This is a genomic window from Gloeomargarita sp. SRBZ-1_bins_9 (assembly GCA_039794565.1).
In the GTDB taxonomy this organism is placed as follows: Bacteria; Cyanobacteriota; Cyanobacteriia; order Gloeomargaritales; family Gloeomargaritaceae; genus Gloeomargarita.
In genome coordinates this window covers 125,792-146,595 of the sequence record JAUQVX010000001.1, presented here as the reverse complement: position 1 = coordinate 146,595, position 20,804 = coordinate 125,792, and the positions used below count along the sequence as shown (strand labels likewise).

Annotated in this window: 25 protein-coding genes; 6 read left to right on the top strand and 19 right to left on the bottom strand. The window is 61.4% G+C overall.

The features are described from left to right. The first annotated feature begins 24 nt into the window (after window positions 1-24). Genes Q6L55_00810 through Q6L55_00800 form a run of 3 tightly spaced genes read left to right on the top strand, consistent with a single transcriptional unit; the run spans window position 25 to window position 2,487 of the window. The gene (locus Q6L55_00810) at window positions 25-522 is read left to right on the top strand and encodes an HNH endonuclease (protein ID MEN9257257.1); all 498 of its coding nucleotides are present in this window, start codon (window positions 25-27) and stop codon (window positions 520-522) included. Next, window positions 506-1,099 (top strand): pentapeptide repeat-containing protein, encoded by a 594-nt coding sequence (locus Q6L55_00805; GenBank protein ID MEN9257256.1) that lies wholly within the window; start codon window positions 506-508, stop codon window positions 1,097-1,099. The genes Q6L55_00810 and Q6L55_00805 overlap by 17 nt, the downstream gene beginning before the upstream one ends. A gap of 41 nt (window positions 1,100-1,140) precedes the next feature. Next, window positions 1,141-2,487 (top strand): SPFH domain-containing protein, encoded by a 1,347-nt coding sequence (locus tag Q6L55_00800; protein MEN9257255.1) that lies wholly within the window; start codon window positions 1,141-1,143, stop codon window positions 2,485-2,487. Here the strand turns inward: Q6L55_00800 and Q6L55_00795 are convergent. The 4 genes from Q6L55_00795 to Q6L55_00780 are packed head-to-tail and all read right to left on the bottom strand — an operon-like array spanning window position 2,481 to window position 7,323. After that, window positions 2,481-4,220, bottom strand: coding sequence for a diflavin flavoprotein (locus Q6L55_00795; protein MEN9257254.1), 1,740 nt, complete (start codon window positions 4,218-4,220; stop codon window positions 2,481-2,483). The genes Q6L55_00800 and Q6L55_00795 overlap by 7 nt on opposite strands. 47 nt (window positions 4,221-4,267) lie before the next feature. Beyond that, window positions 4,268-5,212: a DUF3445 domain-containing protein gene (locus Q6L55_00790; protein MEN9257253.1), complete on the bottom strand. Its 945-nt coding sequence runs from the start codon at window positions 5,210-5,212 to the stop codon at window positions 4,268-4,270. A 1-nt stretch (window position 5,213) separates the two neighbouring features. Next, window positions 5,214-6,551, bottom strand: coding sequence for an aminopeptidase P N-terminal domain-containing protein (locus Q6L55_00785; GenBank protein MEN9257252.1), 1,338 nt, complete (start codon window positions 6,549-6,551; stop codon window positions 5,214-5,216). A gap of 4 nt (window positions 6,552-6,555) precedes the next feature. After that, window positions 6,556-7,323 (bottom strand): MBL fold metallo-hydrolase, encoded by a 768-nt coding sequence (locus Q6L55_00780; protein MEN9257251.1) that lies wholly within the window; start codon window positions 7,321-7,323, stop codon window positions 6,556-6,558. Window positions 7,324-7,443: 120 nt separating this feature from the next. Between Q6L55_00780 and Q6L55_00775 the strand changes: the two genes are divergently transcribed. After that, on the top strand, window positions 7,444-8,178 hold the full coding sequence (locus Q6L55_00775; protein MEN9257250.1) for a DevA family ABC transporter ATP-binding protein: 735 nt from the start codon (window positions 7,444-7,446) through the stop codon (window positions 8,176-8,178). Here Q6L55_00775 and Q6L55_00770 read toward each other — a convergent pair. The 12 genes from Q6L55_00770 to secY form a co-directional block, all read right to left on the bottom strand. Continuing rightward, window positions 8,063-8,416 (bottom strand): YlxR family protein, encoded by a 354-nt coding sequence (locus Q6L55_00770; GenBank protein ID MEN9257249.1) that lies wholly within the window; start codon window positions 8,414-8,416, stop codon window positions 8,063-8,065. The two genes, Q6L55_00775 and Q6L55_00770, sit on opposite strands and share 116 nt — an antisense overlap. An 8-nt stretch (window positions 8,417-8,424) precedes the next feature. Beyond that, window positions 8,425-9,642: a transcription termination factor NusA gene (gene nusA / locus Q6L55_00765; GenBank protein ID MEN9257248.1), complete on the bottom strand. Its 1,218-nt coding sequence runs from the start codon at window positions 9,640-9,642 to the stop codon at window positions 8,425-8,427. A gap of 32 nt (window positions 9,643-9,674) precedes the next feature. Beyond that, complete coding sequence (gene rimP, locus Q6L55_00760) at window positions 9,675-10,145, bottom strand: ribosome maturation factor RimP (GenBank protein MEN9257247.1); 471 nt, start codon at window positions 10,143-10,145, stop codon at window positions 9,675-9,677. A 17-nt stretch (window positions 10,146-10,162) separates the two neighbouring features. Further along, window positions 10,163-10,987: a tRNA pseudouridine(38-40) synthase TruA gene (gene truA / locus Q6L55_00755; protein ID MEN9257246.1), complete on the bottom strand. Its 825-nt coding sequence runs from the start codon at window positions 10,985-10,987 to the stop codon at window positions 10,163-10,165. A gap of 2 nt (window positions 10,988-10,989) precedes the next feature. Beyond that, window positions 10,990-11,340: a 50S ribosomal protein L17 gene (gene rplQ, locus Q6L55_00750; protein MEN9257245.1), complete on the bottom strand. Its 351-nt coding sequence runs from the start codon at window positions 11,338-11,340 to the stop codon at window positions 10,990-10,992. A 15-nt stretch (window positions 11,341-11,355) separates the two neighbouring features. Next, window positions 11,356-12,288 (bottom strand): DNA-directed RNA polymerase subunit alpha, encoded by a 933-nt coding sequence (locus Q6L55_00745; GenBank protein MEN9257244.1) that lies wholly within the window; start codon window positions 12,286-12,288, stop codon window positions 11,356-11,358. A 24-nt stretch (window positions 12,289-12,312) separates the two neighbouring features. Beyond that, the gene (gene rpsK, locus Q6L55_00740) at window positions 12,313-12,702 is read right to left on the bottom strand and encodes a 30S ribosomal protein S11 (protein MEN9257243.1); all 390 of its coding nucleotides are present in this window, start codon (window positions 12,700-12,702) and stop codon (window positions 12,313-12,315) included. A gap of 40 nt (window positions 12,703-12,742) precedes the next feature. Then, window positions 12,743-13,126 (bottom strand): 30S ribosomal protein S13, encoded by a 384-nt coding sequence (gene rpsM, locus Q6L55_00735; protein ID MEN9257242.1) that lies wholly within the window; start codon window positions 13,124-13,126, stop codon window positions 12,743-12,745. A gap of 18 nt (window positions 13,127-13,144) precedes the next feature. Further along, window positions 13,145-13,258, bottom strand: a complete 114-nt coding sequence (gene rpmJ, locus Q6L55_00730) for a 50S ribosomal protein L36 (protein ID MEN9257241.1) — start codon at window positions 13,256-13,258, stop codon at window positions 13,145-13,147. Between the two features lie 68 nt (window positions 13,259-13,326). Further along, the gene (gene infA / locus Q6L55_00725) at window positions 13,327-13,551 is read right to left on the bottom strand and encodes a translation initiation factor IF-1 (protein ID MEN9257240.1); all 225 of its coding nucleotides are present in this window, start codon (window positions 13,549-13,551) and stop codon (window positions 13,327-13,329) included. A 46-nt stretch (window positions 13,552-13,597) separates the two neighbouring features. Further along, the gene (locus tag Q6L55_00720; GenBank protein MEN9257239.1) at window positions 13,598-14,161 is read right to left on the bottom strand and encodes an adenylate kinase; all 564 of its coding nucleotides are present in this window, start codon (window positions 14,159-14,161) and stop codon (window positions 13,598-13,600) included. Window positions 14,162-14,189: 28 nt separating this feature from the next. Continuing rightward, window positions 14,190-15,494 carry a preprotein translocase subunit SecY gene (gene secY / locus Q6L55_00715; GenBank protein MEN9257238.1) on the bottom strand — a complete coding sequence of 435 codons (1,305 nt, stop codon included), beginning with the start codon at window positions 15,492-15,494 and terminating at the stop codon, window positions 14,190-14,192. Between the two features lie 67 nt (window positions 15,495-15,561). Between secY and nadC the strand changes: the two genes are divergently transcribed. Next, complete coding sequence (gene nadC, locus Q6L55_00710; GenBank protein MEN9257237.1) at window positions 15,562-16,434, top strand: carboxylating nicotinate-nucleotide diphosphorylase; 873 nt, start codon at window positions 15,562-15,564, stop codon at window positions 16,432-16,434. Between the two features lie 29 nt (window positions 16,435-16,463). On the opposite strand, the gene Q6L55_00705 is transcribed toward nadC, so the two are convergent. Then, window positions 16,464-16,916, bottom strand: coding sequence for a Uma2 family endonuclease (locus tag Q6L55_00705; protein MEN9257236.1), 453 nt, complete (start codon window positions 16,914-16,916; stop codon window positions 16,464-16,466). A 98-nt stretch (window positions 16,917-17,014) separates the two neighbouring features. Between Q6L55_00705 and Q6L55_00700 the strand changes: the two genes are divergently transcribed. After that, window positions 17,015-18,211: an aspartate aminotransferase family protein gene (locus Q6L55_00700; GenBank protein MEN9257235.1), complete on the top strand. Its 1,197-nt coding sequence runs from the start codon at window positions 17,015-17,017 to the stop codon at window positions 18,209-18,211. Here Q6L55_00700 and ftsH read toward each other — a convergent pair. Further along, on the bottom strand, window positions 18,197-20,053 hold the full coding sequence (gene ftsH, locus Q6L55_00695; GenBank protein MEN9257234.1) for an ATP-dependent zinc metalloprotease FtsH: 1,857 nt from the start codon (window positions 20,051-20,053) through the stop codon (window positions 18,197-18,199). The genes Q6L55_00700 and ftsH overlap by 15 nt on opposite strands. A 21-nt stretch (window positions 20,054-20,074) precedes the next feature. Next, window positions 20,075-20,740, bottom strand: a complete 666-nt coding sequence (locus Q6L55_00690; protein ID MEN9257233.1) for a Crp/Fnr family transcriptional regulator — start codon at window positions 20,738-20,740, stop codon at window positions 20,075-20,077. Between the last annotated feature and the right edge of the window lie 64 nt (window positions 20,741-20,804).

Sequence of the window (20,804 nt, the reverse complement as noted above, 5' to 3'; positions counted from 1 at the left end):
TACGAACCCGCCGCTAGGGCCGTCATGGGGAAAGTTCTGGTGCTCAATGCGTCCTATGAGCCGCTGAACATCACCACCTGGAAGCGGGCGGCTGTGTTGTTACTCAAGGGTAAGGCGGAGCAACTGGAGCACAATGGCAAGGTGATTTACCCCAATTTCCCCCTGCCGACGGTGATTCGCCTGCGCCAGTACGTCAATATTCCCCACAAGGAAATTCCCCTAACGCGCCGGAATGTTCTGCACCGGGATGGCCATACCTGTCAGTACTGCGGCTATACGGGGGAGGATTTGACCCTGGACCATGTGGTTCCCAAGTCCCGGGGAGGGGATGATTCCTGGGAAAACATTGTCACGGCCTGTGTGCGCTGCAATATTAAAAAGGGGAACCGCACGCCGGAGGAGGCGGGATTGATGCTGCGCCAACGGCCCCGTCGCCCCCATCGCAGTCTGTACTTTGAGGTGAGTAAGCACCTGCGCAACGGCTCCCACCAGGAGTGGCGCAAGTATGTCATCGGGCTATGAGTGGCAACTGACGGCGGAGCAGTTGCAGGAGCGTTATCGCCAGGGGGAGCGGCATTTCCGACGGGTGGACCTGAACCGGGTGGATTTGCATGGGCTGGCCTTGCCGGGGATTGTCCTGGAGCGGGCCAATTTGTACCGGGCGGACCTGTTTGAGGCGGATTTGACGGAGGCGAATCTGACAGGGGCGATTCTCTGTCGCTGCAACCTGGTGCGGGCGCGGCTACAACGGGCGGGGCTGCGGGAGGCGGATTTGATTTTTGCCAATCTGGGGGAGGCGCAACTGCAGGGGGCGGATTTGCAAGGGGCTTACCTGCGGGGGGTGGACGCCCTAAAGGCCCAGTTCCAGGGGTGTAATTTGGCCCACAGCAATCTTACGGAGGCGAATCTCCATTCGGCCAACTTGGCGGGGGCGGACCTGACGGGGGCGTTTCTGGTGGTGGCGATCCTCAGGGGGGTCAATTTGACGGGGGCGAATCTGGCGGGGGCGAATCTGGCGGGGGCTAGTATGCGGGGGGCCAATCTGACAGGGGCGAATCTGACGGGGGCGGTGATGCCGGATGGCACGCTCCATCCCTAGCCCGTGGTAGCCTAAAAGACAAACGCAAGGGGGGTGGCAACATGGGACGGTATGGGCTGCTAGGGTTGAGTGTGTTGGGGTTGGTGCTGGCGCTGCCGGTCCGGGCGCAAACGGCGGCTGCGGGTAATGGGGTTCTTGGCGTCCTGACTCTGGCGTTGATTACGGTTTTCGTACTGGTGATAGCCTTAATTCTCCTAAGTCAGATCGTTTACATCTGCAACCCCAACGAAATCCTGATTTTTTCCGGGCGGGAGCATCGCCTCAGCAGTGGCCAGAAGGTGGGCTACCGGGTGGTCTTTGGCGGGGCGGCGATTCGCATTCCCATCCTGGAGAGCGTGGACCGCATGGACCTGACTACCATGCCGGTGCAGGTGGAGGTGAAAAACGCCTATTCCGCCGGGGGTATTCCGTTGCAAATTCAGGCTATTGCCAATATCAAGGTCTCCAGCGACCCGGAGATTGTGGGGAACGCCATCGAGCGGTTTTTGGGGCGCAAGCGGGAGGAAATCATCCGGGTGGCCAAAGAAACCCTGGAGGGGAATTTGCGGGGGGTGGTGGCGACCCTGACGCCGGAGCAGGTGAATGAGGACCGCCTGCAGTTTGCCGACCGGATTTCCCGCTTCGTGGAACGGGATTTGGCCAAGTTAGGGCTGCAACTGGACACCTTGAAAATTCAAAGCGTCTCGGACGAGGTGGACTACCTGAACTCCATTGGGCGGCGGCAAATTGCTGAGATGTTGCGGGATGCCCAGATTGCCGAGTCGAACGCGGAACGGGAGGCGGAAGCGGCGGTGGCTGCCAGTCGTCGCGCGGCTGAGGTCGCCCAAAAGGAAGCCCAAGCGGCCATTCAGCAAAAGCAAAACGAGCACCGCAAGCGCAAGGCAGAGTTAGAGCTGCAAGCCCGCGCGGAAGAGGAGCGCACAGAAGCCATTGCCCAAGAAACTCGCGCCCGGGCCGAACAGGAATTACAGGCGATACGGGCGGAACTGGAACGGTTACGGCTAGAGGCGGATGTGGTGCTCCCGGCCCAAGCCCAGCGCCAAGCCCAGGAATTGTTGGCCCGGGGGGAAGCAGCGCACCTAGCCGCCAATGCTAAGGCCACCGCCGCCGTCGCCGAGATGCTCCAGGCCCTGTGGCAGGAATACGGTCAGGACGCCAATGCCATCTTGATCATCCAGCAACTGGAAACGCTTCTCCAGACGGCGGCGCAGGTGCCCCAGAAATTGCGGGTGGGCCAGGTGCAGGTGATTGACGGCGGCCAGGGCCAGACCTTGAGCGCGCTGATGCGGGCCTATCCCGATTTAGTTCGGCAGTTTTTGCACCAGGCGGACCAAACACTGGGGTTGAACTTGACCAGTGTCTTTCCCTCAACGCCGCCGTCTCAGTAGTGGTTGCCGGATTTGCGGTGGTGCACGGCGGTGACGGCGTGGGGGTCCAGGACTTTCCCCTCATCCACTACGGCATAGACCACCCAGTGGTCGCCGCATTCCATCCGCTGGGCCACCTGGCAGTGCAGGTAAGCTAGGGCCTCGGTGAGGATCGGACAACCGTCCGCAGTCGTTGTCGTCGCCACCCCATCAAACCGGTCCTCCCCCGGCCCAAAGGGTTTGAGGAAATGGCGTATCAGGCTACTGCCCTCCGGCAGGATGTTCAGCACAAAGCGGTCCCCGACATGAAGCAAGGATTCCACCGCTCGGTCTTTAGCCACCGCTACGGTGATGCCGGGAGGGTTGAAGGTGGCCTGGGAGACCCAACTGGCCAGCATGCCGCTGGTGAGTTCACCCCGCCGAGCCGCTAGGACACACAACGGACCCACAATCCGCCCCATGGCCTGTTCAGCCCGGGCTGCCTGGGCATCCGTAGGGCGAGCCACCTGTCGCCGTTGTTTCTGGCGCAGGGCCTGGGCAAAGTCGGTGCCCGTTTGTTCGCAGCGCTGTAAGTCGGCGTCGGTGGGGGCGAATTTGACGCGGATGGGTGCAAAGCCGAAGGGAAACCCGGCATCTCGCAGTCGGCCCGCCAGCAGGTCCACCGCCTCGCCGCTCCAGCCATAGGACCCAAACACCCCCACCAGGGTTGTACGCGGCGCTTGCTCCAGCACAATCCCCAGGGCGGTTTGCATTTGGGTCGGGGCGTGCCCCCCCAGCGTCGGCGACCCCAAGATAATGCCCTGGGCCTGGCTGACCACCTGGCGGATGTCCTCCGGACTGGCGAATTCACAGTTCAGGGATTCCACCCGCACACCTCCTTTGGTCAAGCCGCGCCCGATGGCCTGGGCTAGGATAGCGGTGTTGCCGTAGGCCGACGCATAAAGCAGGGCCACTGTCACCTCACAGCCGCTTTGCCGTTCGCACCACAGCCGGTACAGGTATGTCAATTCGGGTAGGTGATAGCGCACCAGGGACCCATGCCCATTGGCATAGCAGGTGGCCGGCCAGCGGCGCAACCGCTCCAGCACCTGTTCGACTTGGCGCACCTGGGGCGCGTGGATGCAGTCGAAATAGTAGCGGTAGTCCTCCAGCAGGGCCTCCCAGCCCTCGTCAAACACCTGGTCGCTACAGCGGTGGGCACTAAAGAACTTGCCGCAAAACAGCAGGCCCGTGCTGGGGTCAAAGGTGGCCAAACCGTTGGGAAAACGGGGGGTGGGAATGGGGATGAACTCCAGGGTGTGTCCTCGGCCCAGGTCTAGGCTGTCTTCCCCCCGGATGACCCGCGTTTGTAGGGGTTGCTGCGCCATCTGATCCGACAACCGCTGGGCCAACAACGACCGCAGGGTTTGCTCGCCCGGATTAGAGCAGACGAAGGTGACCTGGGGAGCCAATTGCCACAACCGTGCCAAGGTGGCCGCCCGGTTGGGGTTAATGTGCCCCAGAATCACGTAGTCAATCTGGTCCAGGGCCACATGGCGCTGCAATTCCGTCAGAAATAGGTCCGTAAAGGTTTCCCCCGGCGGGTCGATCAGGGCGATGCGCTCACCCTGAATCAGGTAGCTGTTGGCCGTCGTGCCCCGCTCCAGGGCGTATTCCATCTCAAAGCGCAACCGTTGCCAACTGCGAGAGCGCAACACCCAGGTGTCGGTGGCGATGGGCAAAACCTGCACATCCCGGGGCGGCGTAGTCACCATGCAACCAAAACCCCCAAAAATCTTTACTTTATTTCATTGTGCCGGACTCACCCCAACCAGGCCAGGATTTCCCGGAGATGGGGCGCCAATCCTTTATAGGTCAACGCCGCCGGAGACATGGACTGGATCGCCGACCGCAGCGCGGTATGGTGCATGGGGTCCTGGCGCAGGCAACTCACATCCCGGAAGTAGGTGCGGATAAAAAACAGGGCCGCCTCCACCGCCGGTAGCCCCCAGATCACCTGACGTTCGAGACGCAGGTACAGGCAGGGACATTGGGGGTCAAAGGTGCGTCCCCCTGGCCGGTCGGGATGATGGTTCAGCTCCGTGTCCGTGCTCAACCCCCAGGCGAACCGCACCATGGGTGGACCGGCAATCATGGCCTGCACCAGCGCTGCCCCCCGCCGGTTCAGAGGTTCCATCCCCGGCACCGGCGCATGGATCTCGGCAAAGCTCCGGCCAATCTTGTCCTGGGCCGCCCAGTGGTTGGGGAAACACAGGTGGATAACGCTCACCCAGTGCCGGTCCCCGGTGCGGCTGACCACACACAGGTCCTCCTGGATTTGCATCGCCAGGGCATCCAGGCCCGAGAGGTAGGCCGTCCCCCGGCAGCCAAAATCCCGGTCAAAGTCCAGCACCTCACCGGTTAGGTAGCAATGCAAGCGCCAACCAGCGGTGTGGTCCTCCAGCCGAAACCACTGGGGATATTCCTGGGGCAATCGCTGGGCGATGAAGGCCACCGCCGCCTGTTCCACCGGGGGGGTCAAGTTGCAGGTCTGCACGTATTTCGCCAAGTCCTCCTGGCGGGCTGCCTGTTTTACCTGACGGTAATGGGGAAAGTCGCTGTCTAGGTGAAACACCTGCCGGTCCCGTTCCCCCTGGCCGAAATCCGTCCCCAAGGGATACAGACCGGGTTTCACCTCATAGCGGCCCTTGGCCAGGGGAAAGTAGCGGGGCGCGTCGGGTAGCTGTTCCACCGGACAAGCAGGCATATCACTTGGGTACTGCCGCCGTCAACACCTCGCAGCCCGTTTCCGTCACCAGCACATCGTCCTCAATGCGCACCCCGATGCCCCGGAATTCGTCGGGAATGGGGGGTTGACCTTCCACTGGCTGGGTGTGGGGACCGATGTAGAGTCCCGGCTCCACCGTAAACACCTGTCCGGGGACCAGCAGGGTGGCCTGCTCCTTGGCCTGGTAGTAGATGCCCGCATCGTGTACATCCAACCCCAACCAGTGACCCGTGCGGTGCATGTAGTAGGGCCGGTAGGCCTGCTTTTTCTCGTCCGTTTCGTTGGCGATTGCCTCCGGGTCCCCCTGGAGCAACCCCAGGTCCAGTAACCCTTCCACCAACACCCGTACCGCCGTTTTATGGACCTGGTCGTAGGGCACCCCCGGTTTTACCACCCCGATAGCCGCCTGCTGCGCCCGCAACACCACCTCGTAGATAGCTTTTTGGGGCGGGGTCATCTGGCCGTTGACCGGAAACGTGCGGGTAATGTCCGAGTTATAGCAGCCCCAGGCGCACCCCGCATCCACCAGCACCAAATCCCCCGCTTGCATTTGGCGCGTGTTGTCTCCGTAGTGGAGGATACAGGCGTTGGGTCCCGAGGCCACGATGGAGGGATAGGCCGGGCGTCCCCCCTGCTCCTGAAACACCCGCTCGATAGCTGCCTGGAGTTCGTACTCGTACATCCCGGGGCGCACAATGTCCTGGGCGTACTGGTGGGCCTGGACGGCAATGGCCACTGCCTGCTTGATGCGCTCAATCTCCAGGGGACTTTTGACCATGCGCAGCGGGTGCAACAGGGGATGGACATCCGCCAGCATCGTCGGCCCGTACCCCTTGCGCTGGCGCAGGTGCAGCATTTTTTGCCAGAGCCGATACACCCGCCGATTCATGTCCTCATCCCGGCCCGGGTGGTAGTAGAGACAATCGGCCCCCTCCACGTACTCCGGCAGTTTTTGGTCCAGTTCCTCCAGGGAAAAAGCCACATCGCAGCCATAGAGTTCCTTGGCCGCCTCTGGCCCCACTCGGTAACCCGTCCAGACCTCCTTTTCCCAATCCTTGGGCTGGACAAACAGGATAAATTGATGTTCCGGATGGTGGGGGGCAAACACCGCTACCGCCCCCGGCTCGTTCAACCCCGTCAGGTAAAACAGATTGCCGTCTTGTCGGTAGGTGGCCTCCACATCGTTGTGCAAATAGGCCAAAGGGGCGCTGGGGAGAATGGCCACCCCCTGTCCCAAGACCTGCAAAAACCGGCGGCGGCGCTCGGCATACTCGCTGGCAGGCACAGGCGGATACAGACCAACCGGTGTGGTGACCATGGCTTCAGGCACGGGGTTTGGGTGTAGAGAAATTGTAGCTAAACAGATGAATCAAGGACCCCTGTTTGGGCAAGTCCCCCGGTCGAATCGTCACCTGGTCCCCCAACCGCCGCACCGTCATCTTGCCCATCAAGGCCAGGAAGTCCTCCACCGGGAATAGGTCGCATTGCTCATCGGCGGCCTGGGTGCGGAAATGGGTAGGGACAACGATTTTGGGATTCAGGGCCTGCACCGCCTCCGCCGCCTCCTGGGGGTTATAGGCCTTATCCCGCCCCCCCACCGGCACAAACAGCACATCCGGGTTGCCGAACAAAATCCGCTGCTCGACGCTAATAGGCGTGGCAATCCCCCCCAGGTGCAAAAAGCGAATCCCCCCCTGGGTCCAGCGCCAGCAGATATTGGCCCCGAAGCGCCGCCCCCCCATCCGGTCGCTAAAGGTCTGGAAGCCGGAGACCTGGAAATTGTTAGGCAGTTCGTAATCCCCCGGCGTGGCCAACACCCGCGGGTCTCCCGGCAAATCCGCCACATAGCCCGTATCCAGGAGCAGACTGCTGACCAGGACCAAATCCGCTGCCACCCGAGGGGGCCGGTAGCCTTGGGTACAACCGCTGGGCCGAAACGGATTCACCAGCAACCGCAGCCCCCCCCCTGTAAACAGAAAACACATGTGCCCCAAAAACTGGATAGTTACACCCGCCGGCGCCCCTTGGGCCAACACCCGCCCACTAGCCCACAACGCCCCGGCACCTACCAACATCGCCCGTCGTTTCATGCCCATTTCCCGTGCACATCGCCCTACAGCCTACCGCACTTTTCAGAAGTCTTCACCCCGGGCAGCGTTCCCGTCTCCCAGGCCGGGATTGTTAAAATTGGTAAAAACTTGTGAACGCCTATGACGACTGCCACCCAAATTGCCCCCGCCACAAGGGCGACAGCCGCCGGGGAAGCGGTAGTGGACATTGCCCACCTGAACCACGCCTATGGTCACGGGGCCTTGCGCAAGCAGATTTTGTTTGACATCAACCTGACGATTCGCGAAGGGGAAATTGTCATTCTCACCGGGCCGTCCGGTTCTGGGAAAACCACCCTGCTCACGTTGATTGGTTGCTTGCGGTCAGTGCAGGAAGGCAGCCTTAAGGTGCTGGGGCAGGAACTACACGGGGCCGGCAAAAACACCCTGATTCAGTTGCGGCGGCGGATTGGTTATATCTTTCAGGCCCACAACCTGTTGCAATTTCTCACCGCCCGCCAGAACGTGCAGATGGCCCTCGAACTCCACCCCCACATCCCCCCCGCCAAGGCGAAGGCGATGGCCGAAGCCATGCTGGCGCGCGTGGGTCTGGCGGACAAGTGCAACAGCTACCCCCACGACCTATCCGGCGGGCAGAAACAGCGGGTGGCCATTGCCCGGGCGCTGGTAGCCCAACCCCGGCTCATTTTGGCCGACGAACCCACCGCCTCCTTAGACAGCAAAGCCGGGCGCGAGGTGGTGGACCTGATGCAGCACCTGGCTAAGGAGCGGGGGGCGGCGATTCTCCTGGTGACCCACGACCACCGGATTCTGGACATTGCCGACCGGATTGTGCATCTGGAGGACGGTCATCTGGTGCTGGACCAAGGGCGTTGAGTCGCGCCCACAAAGCCGCATAGATTTCGGGGGGCACGGGGGCCTTGAGGGCCTTACCGAGGCGATTTTTCCGTTGGGCCTGCTGCAGACATTCCCGTTTAGGGCACAGGTAAGCCGAGCGGCCCATCCCCTGGTCCAACACCACCCGATGGGAAGGATGCAGCCGCACCACCCGCCAGAACTGCTCCCGCGGCCCTACCGTCCGGCAACTGATGCAGCGACGCCAGCCCGGGGGCATGGTCCGATTTATTCCTCCTGGGCATCCGCTTGTGCCTTTTGCCGCTCCCGTTCAGCGATGATTTCCTGAATCCGGGCGTCTTCCGCTGCCGCGTCGTACTTATTCTTGTCCTTGATGTCAATCTTCCAACCCGTCAAGCGGGCCGCTAAGCGAACGTTTTGCCCCTCCTTGCCAATTGCCAAGCTCAGTTGTTTTTCATCCACCAGTACATGGGCTTGGCGACCATCCGGGTCCACGAGTCGCACCGCTTCCACCTGGGCCGGACTCAGGGCATTGGCAATGTAAGTCGCCGGGTCTGGGGACCAGCGCACCACATCAATTTTTTCCCCCCGCAGCTCGTTGACCACCGCCTGGATACGGGACCCCCGCGCCCCGATACAAGCCCCCACCGGGTCCACATCCCGGTCCAGGGTATCCACGGCAATCTTGGTGCGCGGCCCCACGTTGCGGGTGGGGGGATTGGCTTCCCGGGCCACCGCTACAATCCGCACAATCTCGTCCTCCATCTCCGGCACTTCGTTGGCAAACAGGTACACCACCAGCCCCGCATCCGCTCGCGAGACCACCAATTGCGGACCCCGGTGCGGACCACTGTAGACATGCTTCAGGTAGAACTTGTAGGTCGCGCCGGGCCGGTAATTGTCGTTGGGCAGTTGCTCTTTCTTGGGCAGCTCGGCCTCCACCTCCGTCTGGTTGTAGCCGCTGGTGACCCCAACGATCCAGGACCCCCGCTCAAACCGGAGAATCCGCCCGGTGAGCACCGTCCCCTCCAGGTCCTGGAACTCCTCTTGGATCAAGCGGCGCTTCAGTTCCCGCAGCAACTGGTGGAACACCTGTTTGGTCTGCATCGCCGCCATGCGCCCCAGTTCCCGCCGGTCCTCGGGGGACACATCCAATACCACCGTGCCCCCCACCTGGGCCTCCGGGATAAAGGGTTTCACCTCCGCCAAGGCCACCTCATGGTCCGGGTCCTTCACCTCCTCCACGATGGTTTTCTCCGCCAGGATGCGGAAGCCCCCCTCCTCCAGGTCCAGCTCCACGTCAAAGTTGCGGAAATAATCATCGCTAAATTCCCGGACATGCAACTCCTTAGCCCGCCGGTGCTTTTCGTAGCCCTTCAGCAACGCCTCCCGGAGCGCCTCTTGCAATTCCGCCTTCGGCAGGTTGTGGGTGCGGCTGATCTCGTCAATCAGTTCCTTCAGATTCGGCAAAGCAATGATGGACATAGGCCCTATTCAGTTGGTTGTAGTTTGAGGTTTCAGTCGGGCTGGTCATCGGTGGTCAGGACTACCCGCGCCACCCATGCCCGCAAAAGACGCACTGTGCGGCCCCGCCGATTGAGCACCACCGCTTCCTCATCCCGGCACAGGAGACGACCCTGCCACTCCTGGCGTCCCCGGTAGGGCGTATGCAACTCCACCCGCACGGCAAACCCCTGAAAAATCTGGAAGTCCCGGTCGGTCACCAGTTCCTCCCCCACACCAGGGCTAGACACCTCCAGGACATAGGCATCGGGAAACCAATCCACCGCGTCCAGGGCCGGCGACAGGGCTTGGCTCATGCGCTCACAATCCTCCAAACCCGTATCCCGATGGGGATGGCGAATATCAATCCGCAAAACCGGCGGTACCTGGTCCCTATGGAAGGAAGCCCCCACCACCTCTAAACCCAGAGATTCCCCGATGGGCCGGGCCAGCGCCAAAACCTGCGGGATAACCGGATGGGTCATAGCACAGTCTCTATCCATCATAACACGGCCTGGGCAACCTGGGGCTGGGTCTCCCAGAGGGGCATGGCCATTTCCACCAAAGGCAGGGGAAACAAATAGGGCTCATCATACCCAACCCGCAGCAGGGTCAACCCCCGCGCCGGTGCCGCATATTTCACCTCCTCCCGCCGTTGCTGCTGCCACAGGGCCGTAAATTCCCCCACCGAGCGCCAGCCCCGCCCCACCTCCACCAGCATCCCCACCAGGAGGCGCATCATCCCGTACAAAAACGCATTAGCCTGCACCTCAATATACACCCAGCCCCCTTGTCGCCAACAGGCCACCTCCTGCACCTGCACCCAGGAGTGCTCCCGCCCCGAGTTACTGCGGTGAAACGCCCGCAATTCCCAATGCCCCACCAAGGGTGCCAACGCCGCCCGCATCCGCTCCACATCCAGCGGCGCGTAGTAATAGTGCCAGCAAAAGGGCGCACAAAACAGATTATTCTGTTTTTCCGTATACAGGCAATAGCGATAGCGACGCCAGCGGGCAGAAAAGCGAGCATGCCAATCCGGCGGCACCGCCACGCTCGCCCGCACCAGCACATCCGGGGGTAATCGCCCATTCAGAATCGCCGTCCACCGCTCCGGAGGAATCGTCTCCGGCGCATCAAAGTGGGCCACCTGCCCTGCTGCGTGCACCCCCGTATCCGTGCGCCCTGCCCCCACCACCGTCACCGGCTGTCCCAACACCTGGGCAATCGCCTCCTGGAGTACCCCCTGGACCGTCCGCTGACCCGGTTGGGACTGCCAGCCGTGGAAATGGGTGCCGATGTACTGCAACAGCAGCGCAACCCTGGGCAAGGCTAGACCAACTCGATGATCGCCATCTCCGCGTTATCCCCCCGGCGGGGAACCGTGCGGATGATACGGGTATAGCCCCCCGACCGGTTGCCATAGCGCGCCGGGGCTTCGGCAAACAGGGCATGCACTAACTGCTTGTCGTAGATGTACCCCAGCGCCCGTCGCCGCGCCGCCAAAGACCCATCTTTAGCCAAGGTAATCATCCGGTCCACCTCCGCCCGCACCGCCTTGGCCCGCGCCTTCGTGGTCCTAATGCGCCCATAACGCAACAGCGCTGTCGTCAAAGCCCGCAACAGCGCCTTACGCTGGTCGGCCGGTTTACTCAGCCGGGGAATCCGTTTGCCGTGCCGCATCGTCTCGCCCCCTCCCTAGGCCTTTTCCTTCGGTAACACAATACCCAGCCGGTTTTGCAACGCCTCGATCACCTCTTCCGCCGACTTCTGGCCGAAGTTTTTGATCTCCAGCAGCTCCTCCTGGCTGTAGTTAAGCAGGTCGGCCACCGTGTGGATTTGCGCCCGCTTCAGGCAGTTGTAGGCCCGCACCGACAGTTGCAACTCCTCGATGGGAATCTGGCCAATCTTATCCTCCTCGGAGGTTTGGCTGCTATCTGTCGGCTCCAGACCCGTAATCGTCCGCAAAGGCGAGAACAAATCCACCAGGATGTGGGCCGCCTGACTCACCGCTTCCTTGGGGCTGATACTCCCATCGGTGGTCACCTCCAGAATCAGGCGGTCCTTCAGGGTACCGTCTTCACCCCGGAACTCCTCCACCTGCCAGTTCACCTTGCGTACCGGCATAAACACCGCATCGATCTGGAGAAAATCCACCGACGTGCCATCTCTATGGCTGCCATCCAGCAGGCGATAGCCCCGGCCCCGCTCCACGTAAAACTCCATCTCCAGGGTATAGCCCTCCGCCAGGGTGGCAATGTACTGGGTTGGATGCACCACCTCCACCTCAGGGGGTAGCTTCAAATGGCCCGCCGTAATAATCATTGGTCCCTGCACCCGCTCGAGCCGTCCCAGTTGCCGTTCCGGGCTGTGGCTGCGCAGCACCACCTCCTTCAAATTCAGCATCAGTTCCAGTACATCCTCCCGCAGCCCCGGCACCGTGGAGAACTCGTGGGTCACCCCTTCGATATGCACCGCCGTGATGGCCGCCCCTTCCAGATCGCCAAGCAACACGCGCCGCAGGGCATTCCCTACCGTTGTGCCCTGACCCTGGTGCAGCGGTTCTAAAATAAAGCGCCCATACTGCTGTTGGCCCGACGTTTCCACCACCTCTACCTTAAACTGCGCCATAGCACCCTCCCGATGGGTTCAACGTTATACCCGCCGCCGCTTGGGGGGACGACACCCGTTATGGGGAATGGGCGTCACATCCCGGATGAGCGTAATTTCCAAACCCGCAGCCTGCAACGCCCGGATCGCCGTTTCTCGCCCTGAACCCGGTCCCGACACCATCACCTCCACCTGGCGCATCCCGTGCTCCATGGCCTGCCGCGCCGCATTCTCACTGGCCATCTGAGCCGCAAAGGGAGTTCCCTTTTTGGCCCCCTTAAAGCCGCTGGCCCCCGCCGAGGACCAGGCAATCACATCCCCTTTGGGGTCGGTAATCGTCACGATGGTGTTGTTGAACGTGGACTGGATGTGGGCAATGCCGTTGGGTACGTTCTTTTTCTGTTTGCGCGCGCCCCCTTTCTTCTGCGGTGCCATAGGTACAACCCCCAAAGCAATGCGTGGAGAACTGGATTACTTACTTCTTCGCCGTCGCCTTCTTCTTACCGGCCACTGTCTTGCGAACCCCCTTGCGGGTGCGGGCGTTGGTGCGGGTCCGTTGCCCCCGTACCGGTAACCCCAACCGATGGCGTCGTCCCCGGTAGCAGCCGATATCCATCAGGCGTTTGATGTTCATCGCCTCGATCCGGCGCAGGTCCCCCTCCACCTGGTAATTCTGCTCGATGTACTCCCGCAGGGCGGCCACCTCCTGGTCGGTCAGGTCCTTCACCCGCGTATCCGGGTTGACCCCCGTCGCCGCTAGGACCTGCCGTGACCGGGTTAACCCAATCCCGTAAATGTAAGTCAGCGCAACCTCGACCCGCTTGTCCCGGGGAATATCTACACCAGCAATCCGTGCCACCTGCCCCTCACAAATGCATTAACCTTGCCGTTGCTTGTGCTTGGGGTTCACGCAAATGACCATCACCCGCCCCTTCCGGCGAATGACCCGGCACTTTTCGCACATCCGCCGTACCGAAGCCCGCACTTTCATGACCCCTTACCCAAAAGCCACAGCAAAATCATTATCCTACCGGCAAGAGGTGTTCCTGTCAATAGGATTTATTTTTTCTTTAGCCGGAAGGTGATGCGGCCTTTGGTCAGGTCGTAGGGGGTCAACTCCACCTTCACCCGGTCGCCCGGTAGGATTTTGATGTAGTTGCGCCGGATTTTGCCCGAAATGTGGGCCAGGACATTGAACCCATTATCCAAGTCCACCCGGAACATGGCGTTGGGTAGGGACTCGGTCACGGTGCCTTCCATCTCAATCAGGTCTTGCTTAGACAAGCTGTCTCACCCTCCCTCTGCAAGAATTACCTACATCTATAGACTATCAAGTTGCCGCCAGATGTGCCTGGATCTGGGCGGTCACCTGGGGAATGGGCTGAGTACCGTCAATACGAATCACCCGCTGGCGGTAAAAATCCAACAGGGGCTGGGTTTTGCTGTAGTACTCCTGGAGCCGCTGGTGGATCACCTCCGGGGTGTCATCCGCCCGGTTTTGCTCCTTGGCCCGTTGCAGCAACCGGGGCAGCAGCACCTCCTCCGGCACCTCCAGGTTGATGATGGCATCGCAGGGTTGGCCCAATTGTGCTAGGAGTTCCTCCAGGGCCTCCGCCTGGGGCACGGTGCGGGGAAACCCGTCCAGAATCCAACCGGTCTGGGCATCGGCCGCCGTCAAACGTTCCGCCATCACCCGGATCACCACCTCATCGGGCACCAACTTGCCGGCGTCGCTGTAACTTTTCACCTCCTGGCCCAGGGGCGTTCCCCGACGGATGTGGTCCCGGAAAATGTCCCCCGGCGCCAGGCGCGGCACCCCCCACATCTGGGCCAAAATCTCCCCTTGTGTGCCTTTGCCGGACCCCGGCGGCCCCATCAAAATCACCCGTGGCATGAATCCTTCCTCGCGCAATAAAACAAAACTACTGCTTCATCATCCCCTCGTAGCGCTGGGAGATGACAAAGGTTTGAATCTGCTTGGCCGTATCAATGGCCACCCCCACGATGATCAGCAGCGACGTGGCCCCAAATCCCTGAAACGTGGTGACCCGGGTGGCGCTTTCCACCGCCGTCGGCAGGATGGCCACCAAGCCCAAGAAAATCGCCCCCAAAAACGTCAACCGGTTGAGTACCTTTTCCAGGTATTCACTGGTGGCCTTCCCGGGACGAATACCCGGAATCGTCGAACCCATTTTTTTTAGGTTCTGGGCCATGTCCACCGGGTTGAGAATCAAACTGGTGTAGAAGTAGCTAAACATCAAAATGAGCGCCAGATAAAACAGAACATACAGATAGGGGGCAGGTCCGGTAGGGGATAGATAGGTAGCAATTTGCACCAGCACCGGGTTGCCTGTAAATTGGGCTAAAGATGCCGGCAGCACCAACATGGCCGAGGCAAAGATAATGGGCATCACGTTCCCCTGGTTCAGCCGTAGGGGCAAGTAGCTTTGCTGCTCCCGATAGAATTTACGGCCCACCTGCCGTCGTGCCGAAACGATGGGAATGCGCCGCACCCCTTCCTGGACAAACACAATCCCCACAATCATGGCCAAAAAGGCCAGCACCAGCACAATCACACTGCCGATGTTGCCGCCGCTTTTGACCCACTCAATCGTGCGGTTGATGGAAACCGGCAACCCAGAGACGATACTCACAAAAATCAGCAGGGATGCCCCGTTGCCGATGCCCCGCTCGGTAATCACCTCTGATAGCCACATGACGAATAGGGAGCCGGCTGTGAGCACTAGGGCCGTTTTGAGCACAAAGGCCGGGCCAAAGTTATAGGCAAAGGGACGGACCCAGGTGCTAGCTAAAAGGGTGCTTTGCAAGATGGCCCACCCCAGCGCCACGTAACGGGTAATCTGGGAAATTTTGCGGCGCCCTGCTTCCCCTTCTTCTTTTTGCAAGCGCTCCAGGGCCGGGATGGCCGCCGCCAATATTTGCAGGATGATGGAGGCGTTGATATAGGGCAAAATCCCCAGGGCAAAAATCCCCAGGGTGGACAACCCCCCCCCGGCAAAGATGTCCAAAAAGCCGATGACCGGATTGCGGGCGATGCTCTCGGCAAAGGCCTGACGGTCAATGCCCGGGACGGGGATAAAGATACCTAGCCGGGCCACGATGAGAATGCCGATGGTGAGCAGCAGTCGTCCGCGCAGCCCCGCCGCCTGGGCCATCTGGGCAAAGGTTTCCTGCGCCGTAGGGGTGCGTCCCCGTGTAATATCCATACGCCCGTTTTTCCCGGAAATACTAGGTTACAATTCTATCGGAAAACGGCAGCGGTCGTGACGACGAATGGACTCCCTGGCGGGTTTGCCCTGGTTTTTGTTGGATGAAACGTTACAGTCCTGGTTGCGGGAGGATGTGGGCCGGGGGGACCAAACGACGTTGGGGTTGGGGCTGCAGGGGGAAGCAGAGGGGTTCTGGCAGGCTAAGGCGGCAGGGGTCATGGCCGGCTTGCCGGTGGCGGCGCGGTTGTTTTACTGGCTAGACCCGAGGGTGGAATTTCTGCCCCAGGTGGAGGAGGGTAGGCCGGTGACGCCGGGACAGGTGGTGGCGTGGGTGCGGGGACCGATTAACGCTTTGCTGATGGGGGAACGGGTGGCCCTGAATATCGTGATGCGCCTGAGTGGGATTGCCACCTTGACTCGGCAGTACGTGGAGCAGTTGCAGGGCACGGGGGTGCAGGTGGTGGACACGCGCAAAACGACGCCTGGGTTGCGCCTGCTGGAGAAGTATGCGATTCGGGTGGGGGGGGGGATGAATCACCGGCTGGGCCTGGATGACGCGGTGCTGGTCAAGGAGAACCACATTGCCGCAGCAGGGGGAATTCGTCAGGCGGTGGCAGCTATCCGTCAGCATACCCCCCATCCGTTGGGTTTGGAAATTGAGGTGGAACGGCTTGAGCAAATTCCTGAGGCCCTGGCCTGTGAACCCCAGCGGATTTTGCTGGACAACATGACGCCGGAACAAATCCAGCAGGCGGTGCGCCAGATTCGCCAAAGCCACCCCCACGTCAAGATCGAGGCATCAGGGAATATCACCCTGGAGAATTTGGCGGCCTTTGCCCAGACGGGAGTGGACTACTTGGCCACCAGCGCCCCCATCACCCAAGCCCGCTGGCTGGACCTGAGTATGCGTCTTAAGGGGGGGCCAACGTTGTCCTGAGGTCCAGGACCAGTCCGGGGAGTACGTCTTCACCCTGGAGCGGCAAGGACCTGACTGGCGTGGTAAATGACTACGGTGCTGTTGGCAGGCAGGATAAGCCATCCCAGGCGGCAACCATTATCGCGGTACTCCTGCATCTTGGTCTGCACCAGGGCTGTATCGTCGGACGGGGAGACCCGCTCGATGACGAAGTCGGGACACAAGGGGGCAAAGCCGGCTTTTTCGGCAGGGGTTAAGGCGTCCCAGCTTGCTTTGGGCACCCAGGCCACATCGGGTGAACGAATCGCGCCATTGGACAGAGGAAAGCCTGTGGAAAAGACCATGCCCAGTTGGGTTTGCTCGTTCCACCACTCCAGGCGACTGAGGAAACGGGCGTTTTGCCTGCCGGTTAGGCGTAACTCGGGATTAGCCCGCACTAGCTCCTGAAATTGCTCGACGCCAAAACGCCACTGTGGGGGGGAGATAAACCGGTACAGGAGCAACCATACTGGGTGCAGCAGGGACTGCTGTGTTCCATCGCAAACTACTCCCCCAGCCGCTCTCTGTTACCATAACTGTCGTTGTGTCACCTGGTAGGCCCATGACCACCCTGTTGGAGTCGCCCGCTTTGATGAAGACCTACAGCCGTTTGCCGGTGCGGCTGGTGCGGGGGCAGGGTTGTCGGGTATGGGATGACCAGGGCCGGGAATATCTAGACTTCGTGGCCGGGATTGCCACCTGTACGTTGGGGCATGCCCACCCACGCCTGGTGCAGGCTATTAGCGAACAAATCCAGCAACTCCACCACGTCTCCAACCTCTACCACATCCCGGAGCAGGAGGAGCTGGCGGCGGTGTTGACCCGGCATTCCTGCGCCGACCGGGTGTTTTTGGCCAATTCAGGGGCGGAGGCCAACGAGGGGGCCATCAAACTGGCGCGCAAATATGCCCATGTGGTCAAGGGCTACACTCAGCCGGTGATCATCACGGCCCAGGGGAGTTTTCACGGACGCACCCTGGCGGCTCTGACGGCTACGGGACAAGCGAAGTACCAGCAGCACTTTGACCCGCTGGTGCCGGGCTTTGTCTATGTGCCTTACAACGACCTGGCGGCCCTGACCCGCACGGTGCTGGAGCTGGAGGAGGTGGCGGCAATTTTGCTGGAGCCGGTGCAGGGGGAAGGGGGGGTGCGTCCAGGGGAACGGGATTACTTCCAAGGGGTGCGCCGCCTGTGTGATGAACGGGGGATTTTGCTCATCCTGGATGAGGTGCAAACGGGGATGGGACGCACGGGCCACTGGTGGGCCTACGAACACCTGGGCATTGAACCTGATATTTTCACGTCAGCGAAGGGCCTAGGGGGGGGGATTCCCATCGGTGCGGTGCTGTGCAAAGAACCCTACAGCGTTTTTCAGCCGGGTGACCACGCCAGTACCTACGGCGGTAATCCCCTGGCCTGCCGGGCTGCCTTGACCGTGTGCCAGGTCATCGAAGAAGAGAATTTGCTCACCAACGTCCGGCAGCGGGGGGAGCAGTTGCGCCGGGGATTGGCCGCCTTGGTGGACCGTTACCCGGAGATATGCCAAGGGGTACGGGGCTGGGGATTGATTCAAGGGCTGGTGCTGCAGCCGGATGGCCCTTGGCAGGCGCTAGAGGTCGTTCGCCGGGCGCTGGTGCAAGGGTTATTGTTGGTCCCGGCGGGTCCCCAGGTGGTGCGCTTTGTCCCCCCCCTGATTGTCAGCGCGGCGGAAGTGGCCGAAGCCCTGGAGCGTCTAGAGGTGGCCTTAGCCCACGGGTAAAGGCTGGTGCTGGGCTTGGTAGTCCCGCACGATCCGGTAAAACTCTTCCCCTTCGATGGTCTCTTGTTCGAGCAATCGTTCCACCAACTGGTCCATCAGGGGCCGATGGGCGCGCAGGAGTTCCCGGGCCTGTTGGTAGGCCTTTTGGATCATGGCCCGCACCAGCTCGTCCACTTGGTGGGCCAGTTCATCGGAGTAGTTGGGCCGTTGCCACCAGTCGGTCGGTTCGTCCAGGGCCACCAGACCCAACTCCGACATGCCGTAGCGGGTGACCATCTCCCGGGCCAGCTGGGTGACGGTCTGGAGGTCGTTGCTGGCTCCTACGGTGACCTCGCTTTCGCCGAACACCTCCGCTTCTGCTGCCCGTCCCCCCAGGGTTGCCACCATTTGGCTGTACAACCAAGCCCGGGTGTATAGCCCACTGTCCACGCGCTCTTCGTTGAAAATTTGCTGGCTAAAGCCCCCTACACCGCCAGAGCGGGGAATGATGGTGACTTTGTTCAAGGGGTCGGTATGGGGCAATAGGGCAATCAATAGGGCATGGCCGATTTCGTGGTAGGCAATCAGGCGCTTTTTCTTGCCGTCCATCAGGGGGTTTAGGGTCAGGCCGATGGTGATGCGGTCAATGGCGTCCTCGATTTCAGCAGGGGTAATGGCCTCCTTGCGCCGCCGTGCCGTCAGGATCGCCGCCTCATTGAGCAAATTGGCTAAGGCCGCTCCCGAAAACCCCGGTGTGCGTCGGGCAATGGTTTCCAGGGAAACCTCCGGCGCCAGTTTTTTGTCCCGGGCATGGACCCGCAGGATGGCCAGTCGTCCTTGGAACGTGGGTAAATCCACAAACACCTGCCGGTCAAAGCGCCCCGGTCGCAGCAGCGCACCGTCGAGGACATCGGGCCGGTTGGTAGCGGCAATGACGATTACGCCAGTATTGCCCTCAAACCCGTCCATTTCCGTCAGCAGTTGGTTGAGGGTTTGCTCCCGCTCGTCGTTACCGCCGCCAATGCCGATGCCCCGCTGCCGCCCCACCGCATCGATTTCGTCAATAAAGACAATGCAGGGGGCCTGTTCTTTGGCCTTGCGGAACAAATCCCGCACCCGCGATGCCCCTACCCCCACAAACAACTCCACAAATTCCGAGCCAGAAATGCTCAAAAAAGGCACCCCTGCTTCGCCGGCAATAGCCTTGGCCAGCAGCGTTTTCCCCGTACCCGGTGGGCCAATCAGCAACACCCCCCGGGGAATCCGCGCCCCCACCGCTGTAAACCGGTCGGGATACTTCAAAAACGTGACGATTTCCTGGAGTTCCTCCTTGGCCTCTTCAATGCCGGCCACGTCATCAAACTTCACACCGGTTTTGGCCGCCACCTGAAACCGCGCCCGCGTTTGCCCAAAGCTCAAGGCCTGACCCGGTCCCCCCGGTGCATTGCTCAGGCGCCGCAGTAGGGCCACCACCAGCACCAGCAGGATCAAACCCACCAGCAGGTTGGCCAGGAGTCCCATCAGGGCATCGTTGGCGGGCTGGTCCACCACCGTCAACTTCACCCCCGCTTGGCGCACCTGCCGCAGCAGTTCCGGGTTCTGGTCAAACAGTTGCACCTCCAGGGGAGGGTCCTGGGCCGGTCGGTCCTTCAGCCGCACCCGCGCCACCTGCCGCTGCCGGAGAATGGCCATTTCCGCTACCTGATTCTGGCGAATTTTTTGCAGCAGTTCGCTGTAGCTCAGTTGCAATTGTCCCGTTGGCCGCACCTGGGCTTGCCCGGGCGTAGCCGTGGTCAGGGTTAAACCCAGCATCACCGCCCACCACCACCGCTGTTTGGGCAGGACCTGTTGCGGTACGGCCATAGCTCCTCAACCGACAAACCCCTACCCTTCTATCCTACCGTCTCCGGTTCGGGGCATGGCCGGCAGAATCACCAGATGGCGGTCGGGGCCCCAGGTAATCCAGCCCCAGTCCTGAAATCGTCCCAGCAGGCGGGTGCAGGTCACGCGACTGGTGCCGATGGCGTTGGCCAGGCTCTGATGGGTCAAGCGCACCTCCAGGCGCACCCCCTGCTCCACCGGCTGCCCCACTTCCTGCATCAACAGCAGCAGCAAATGCCGTAACCGCTCCTGCACCCGACGCTGGCCTGCCGTGATCACCAGTAGATGTTCCGTCTGGCGCAACCGCCGCATCAGGGGAAACAGCAGCGCCTGGGCCAAGGTACCCGAACGCTCCAGGTCCGCCAGGGTCAACCACACCGCGTACACGTCGGTCAACGCCTGCGCCTGGTGGGTCGGCAGACCCGTCAAAGGCAATCCCACCGGCATCCCCGGCCCCGCCAGCCCCACCAACACCTCATCACCGCTCGCCTGGGTCACGGTCAACTGCACGACCCCCTGGCGCACTTGCCACAGGCCGTCCCCGGTCAGGGGAAGATACGCTAAGCGGCCAAAAAAACGTTCGCAGCGCGCCTTACCCGCTAACTCCAGCGCCGTTGCCACCCATTCACGCCAACTCGCTCCTGGGGCTGGTCGCGCCGCTATGGTCATGACTGCTTTCCCTACACGCCGGCTGGCCTTTACCTTAGCCCCTCAACATCAACACCATGTAATG

What these genes read in the sequence shown, in the direction of transcription:
- Q6L55_00810 (MEN9257257.1), top strand. Translation starts at nt 25, where the DNA reads ATGGGGAAAGTTCTGGTGCTCAATGCGTCCTATGAGCCGCTGAACATC.
- Q6L55_00805 (MEN9257256.1), top strand. Translation starts at nt 506, where the DNA reads ATGTCATCGGGCTATGAGTGGCAACTGACGGCGGAGCAGTTGCAGGAG.
- Q6L55_00800 (MEN9257255.1), top strand. Translation starts at nt 1,141, where the DNA reads ATGGGACGGTATGGGCTGCTAGGGTTGAGTGTGTTGGGGTTGGTGCTG.
- Q6L55_00795 (MEN9257254.1), bottom strand. Translation starts at nt 4,220, where the DNA reads ATGGTGACTACGCCGCCCCGGGATGTGCAGGTTTTGCCCATCGCCACC.
- Q6L55_00790 (MEN9257253.1), bottom strand. Translation starts at nt 5,212, where the DNA reads ATGCCTGCTTGTCCGGTGGAACAGCTACCCGACGCGCCCCGCTACTTT.
- Q6L55_00785 (MEN9257252.1), bottom strand. Translation starts at nt 6,551, where the DNA reads ATGGTCACCACACCGGTTGGTCTGTATCCGCCTGTGCCTGCCAGCGAG.
- Q6L55_00780 (MEN9257251.1), bottom strand. Translation starts at nt 7,323, where the DNA reads ATGAAACGACGGGCGATGTTGGTAGGTGCCGGGGCGTTGTGGGCTAGT.
- Q6L55_00775 (MEN9257250.1), top strand. Translation starts at nt 7,444, where the DNA reads ATGACGACTGCCACCCAAATTGCCCCCGCCACAAGGGCGACAGCCGCC.
- Q6L55_00770 (MEN9257249.1), bottom strand. Translation starts at nt 8,416, where the DNA reads ATGCCCCCGGGCTGGCGTCGCTGCATCAGTTGCCGGACGGTAGGGCCG.
- nusA (MEN9257248.1), bottom strand. Translation starts at nt 9,642, where the DNA reads ATGTCCATCATTGCTTTGCCGAATCTGAAGGAACTGATTGACGAGATC.
- rimP (MEN9257247.1), bottom strand. Translation starts at nt 10,145, where the DNA reads ATGACCCATCCGGTTATCCCGCAGGTTTTGGCGCTGGCCCGGCCCATC.
- rplQ (MEN9257245.1), bottom strand. Translation starts at nt 11,340, where the DNA reads ATGCGGCACGGCAAACGGATTCCCCGGCTGAGTAAACCGGCCGACCAG.
- Q6L55_00745 (MEN9257244.1), bottom strand. Translation starts at nt 12,288, where the DNA reads ATGGCGCAGTTTAAGGTAGAGGTGGTGGAAACGTCGGGCCAACAGCAG.
- rpsK (MEN9257243.1), bottom strand. Translation starts at nt 12,702, where the DNA reads ATGGCACCGCAGAAGAAAGGGGGCGCGCGCAAACAGAAAAAGAACGTA.
- rpmJ (MEN9257241.1), bottom strand. Translation starts at nt 13,258, where the DNA reads ATGAAAGTGCGGGCTTCGGTACGGCGGATGTGCGAAAAGTGCCGGGTC.
- Q6L55_00720 (MEN9257239.1), bottom strand. Translation starts at nt 14,161, where the DNA reads ATGCCACGGGTGATTTTGATGGGGCCGCCGGGGTCCGGCAAAGGCACA.
- secY (MEN9257238.1), bottom strand. Translation starts at nt 15,494, where the DNA reads ATGGATATTACACGGGGACGCACCCCTACGGCGCAGGAAACCTTTGCC.
- nadC (MEN9257237.1), top strand. Translation starts at nt 15,562, where the DNA reads ATGGACTCCCTGGCGGGTTTGCCCTGGTTTTTGTTGGATGAAACGTTA.
- Q6L55_00700 (MEN9257235.1), top strand. Translation starts at nt 17,015, where the DNA reads ATGACCACCCTGTTGGAGTCGCCCGCTTTGATGAAGACCTACAGCCGT.
- ftsH (MEN9257234.1), bottom strand. Translation starts at nt 20,053, where the DNA reads ATGGCCGTACCGCAACAGGTCCTGCCCAAACAGCGGTGGTGGTGGGCG.
- Q6L55_00690 (MEN9257233.1), bottom strand. Translation starts at nt 20,740, where the DNA reads ATGACCATAGCGGCGCGACCAGCCCCAGGAGCGAGTTGGCGTGAATGG.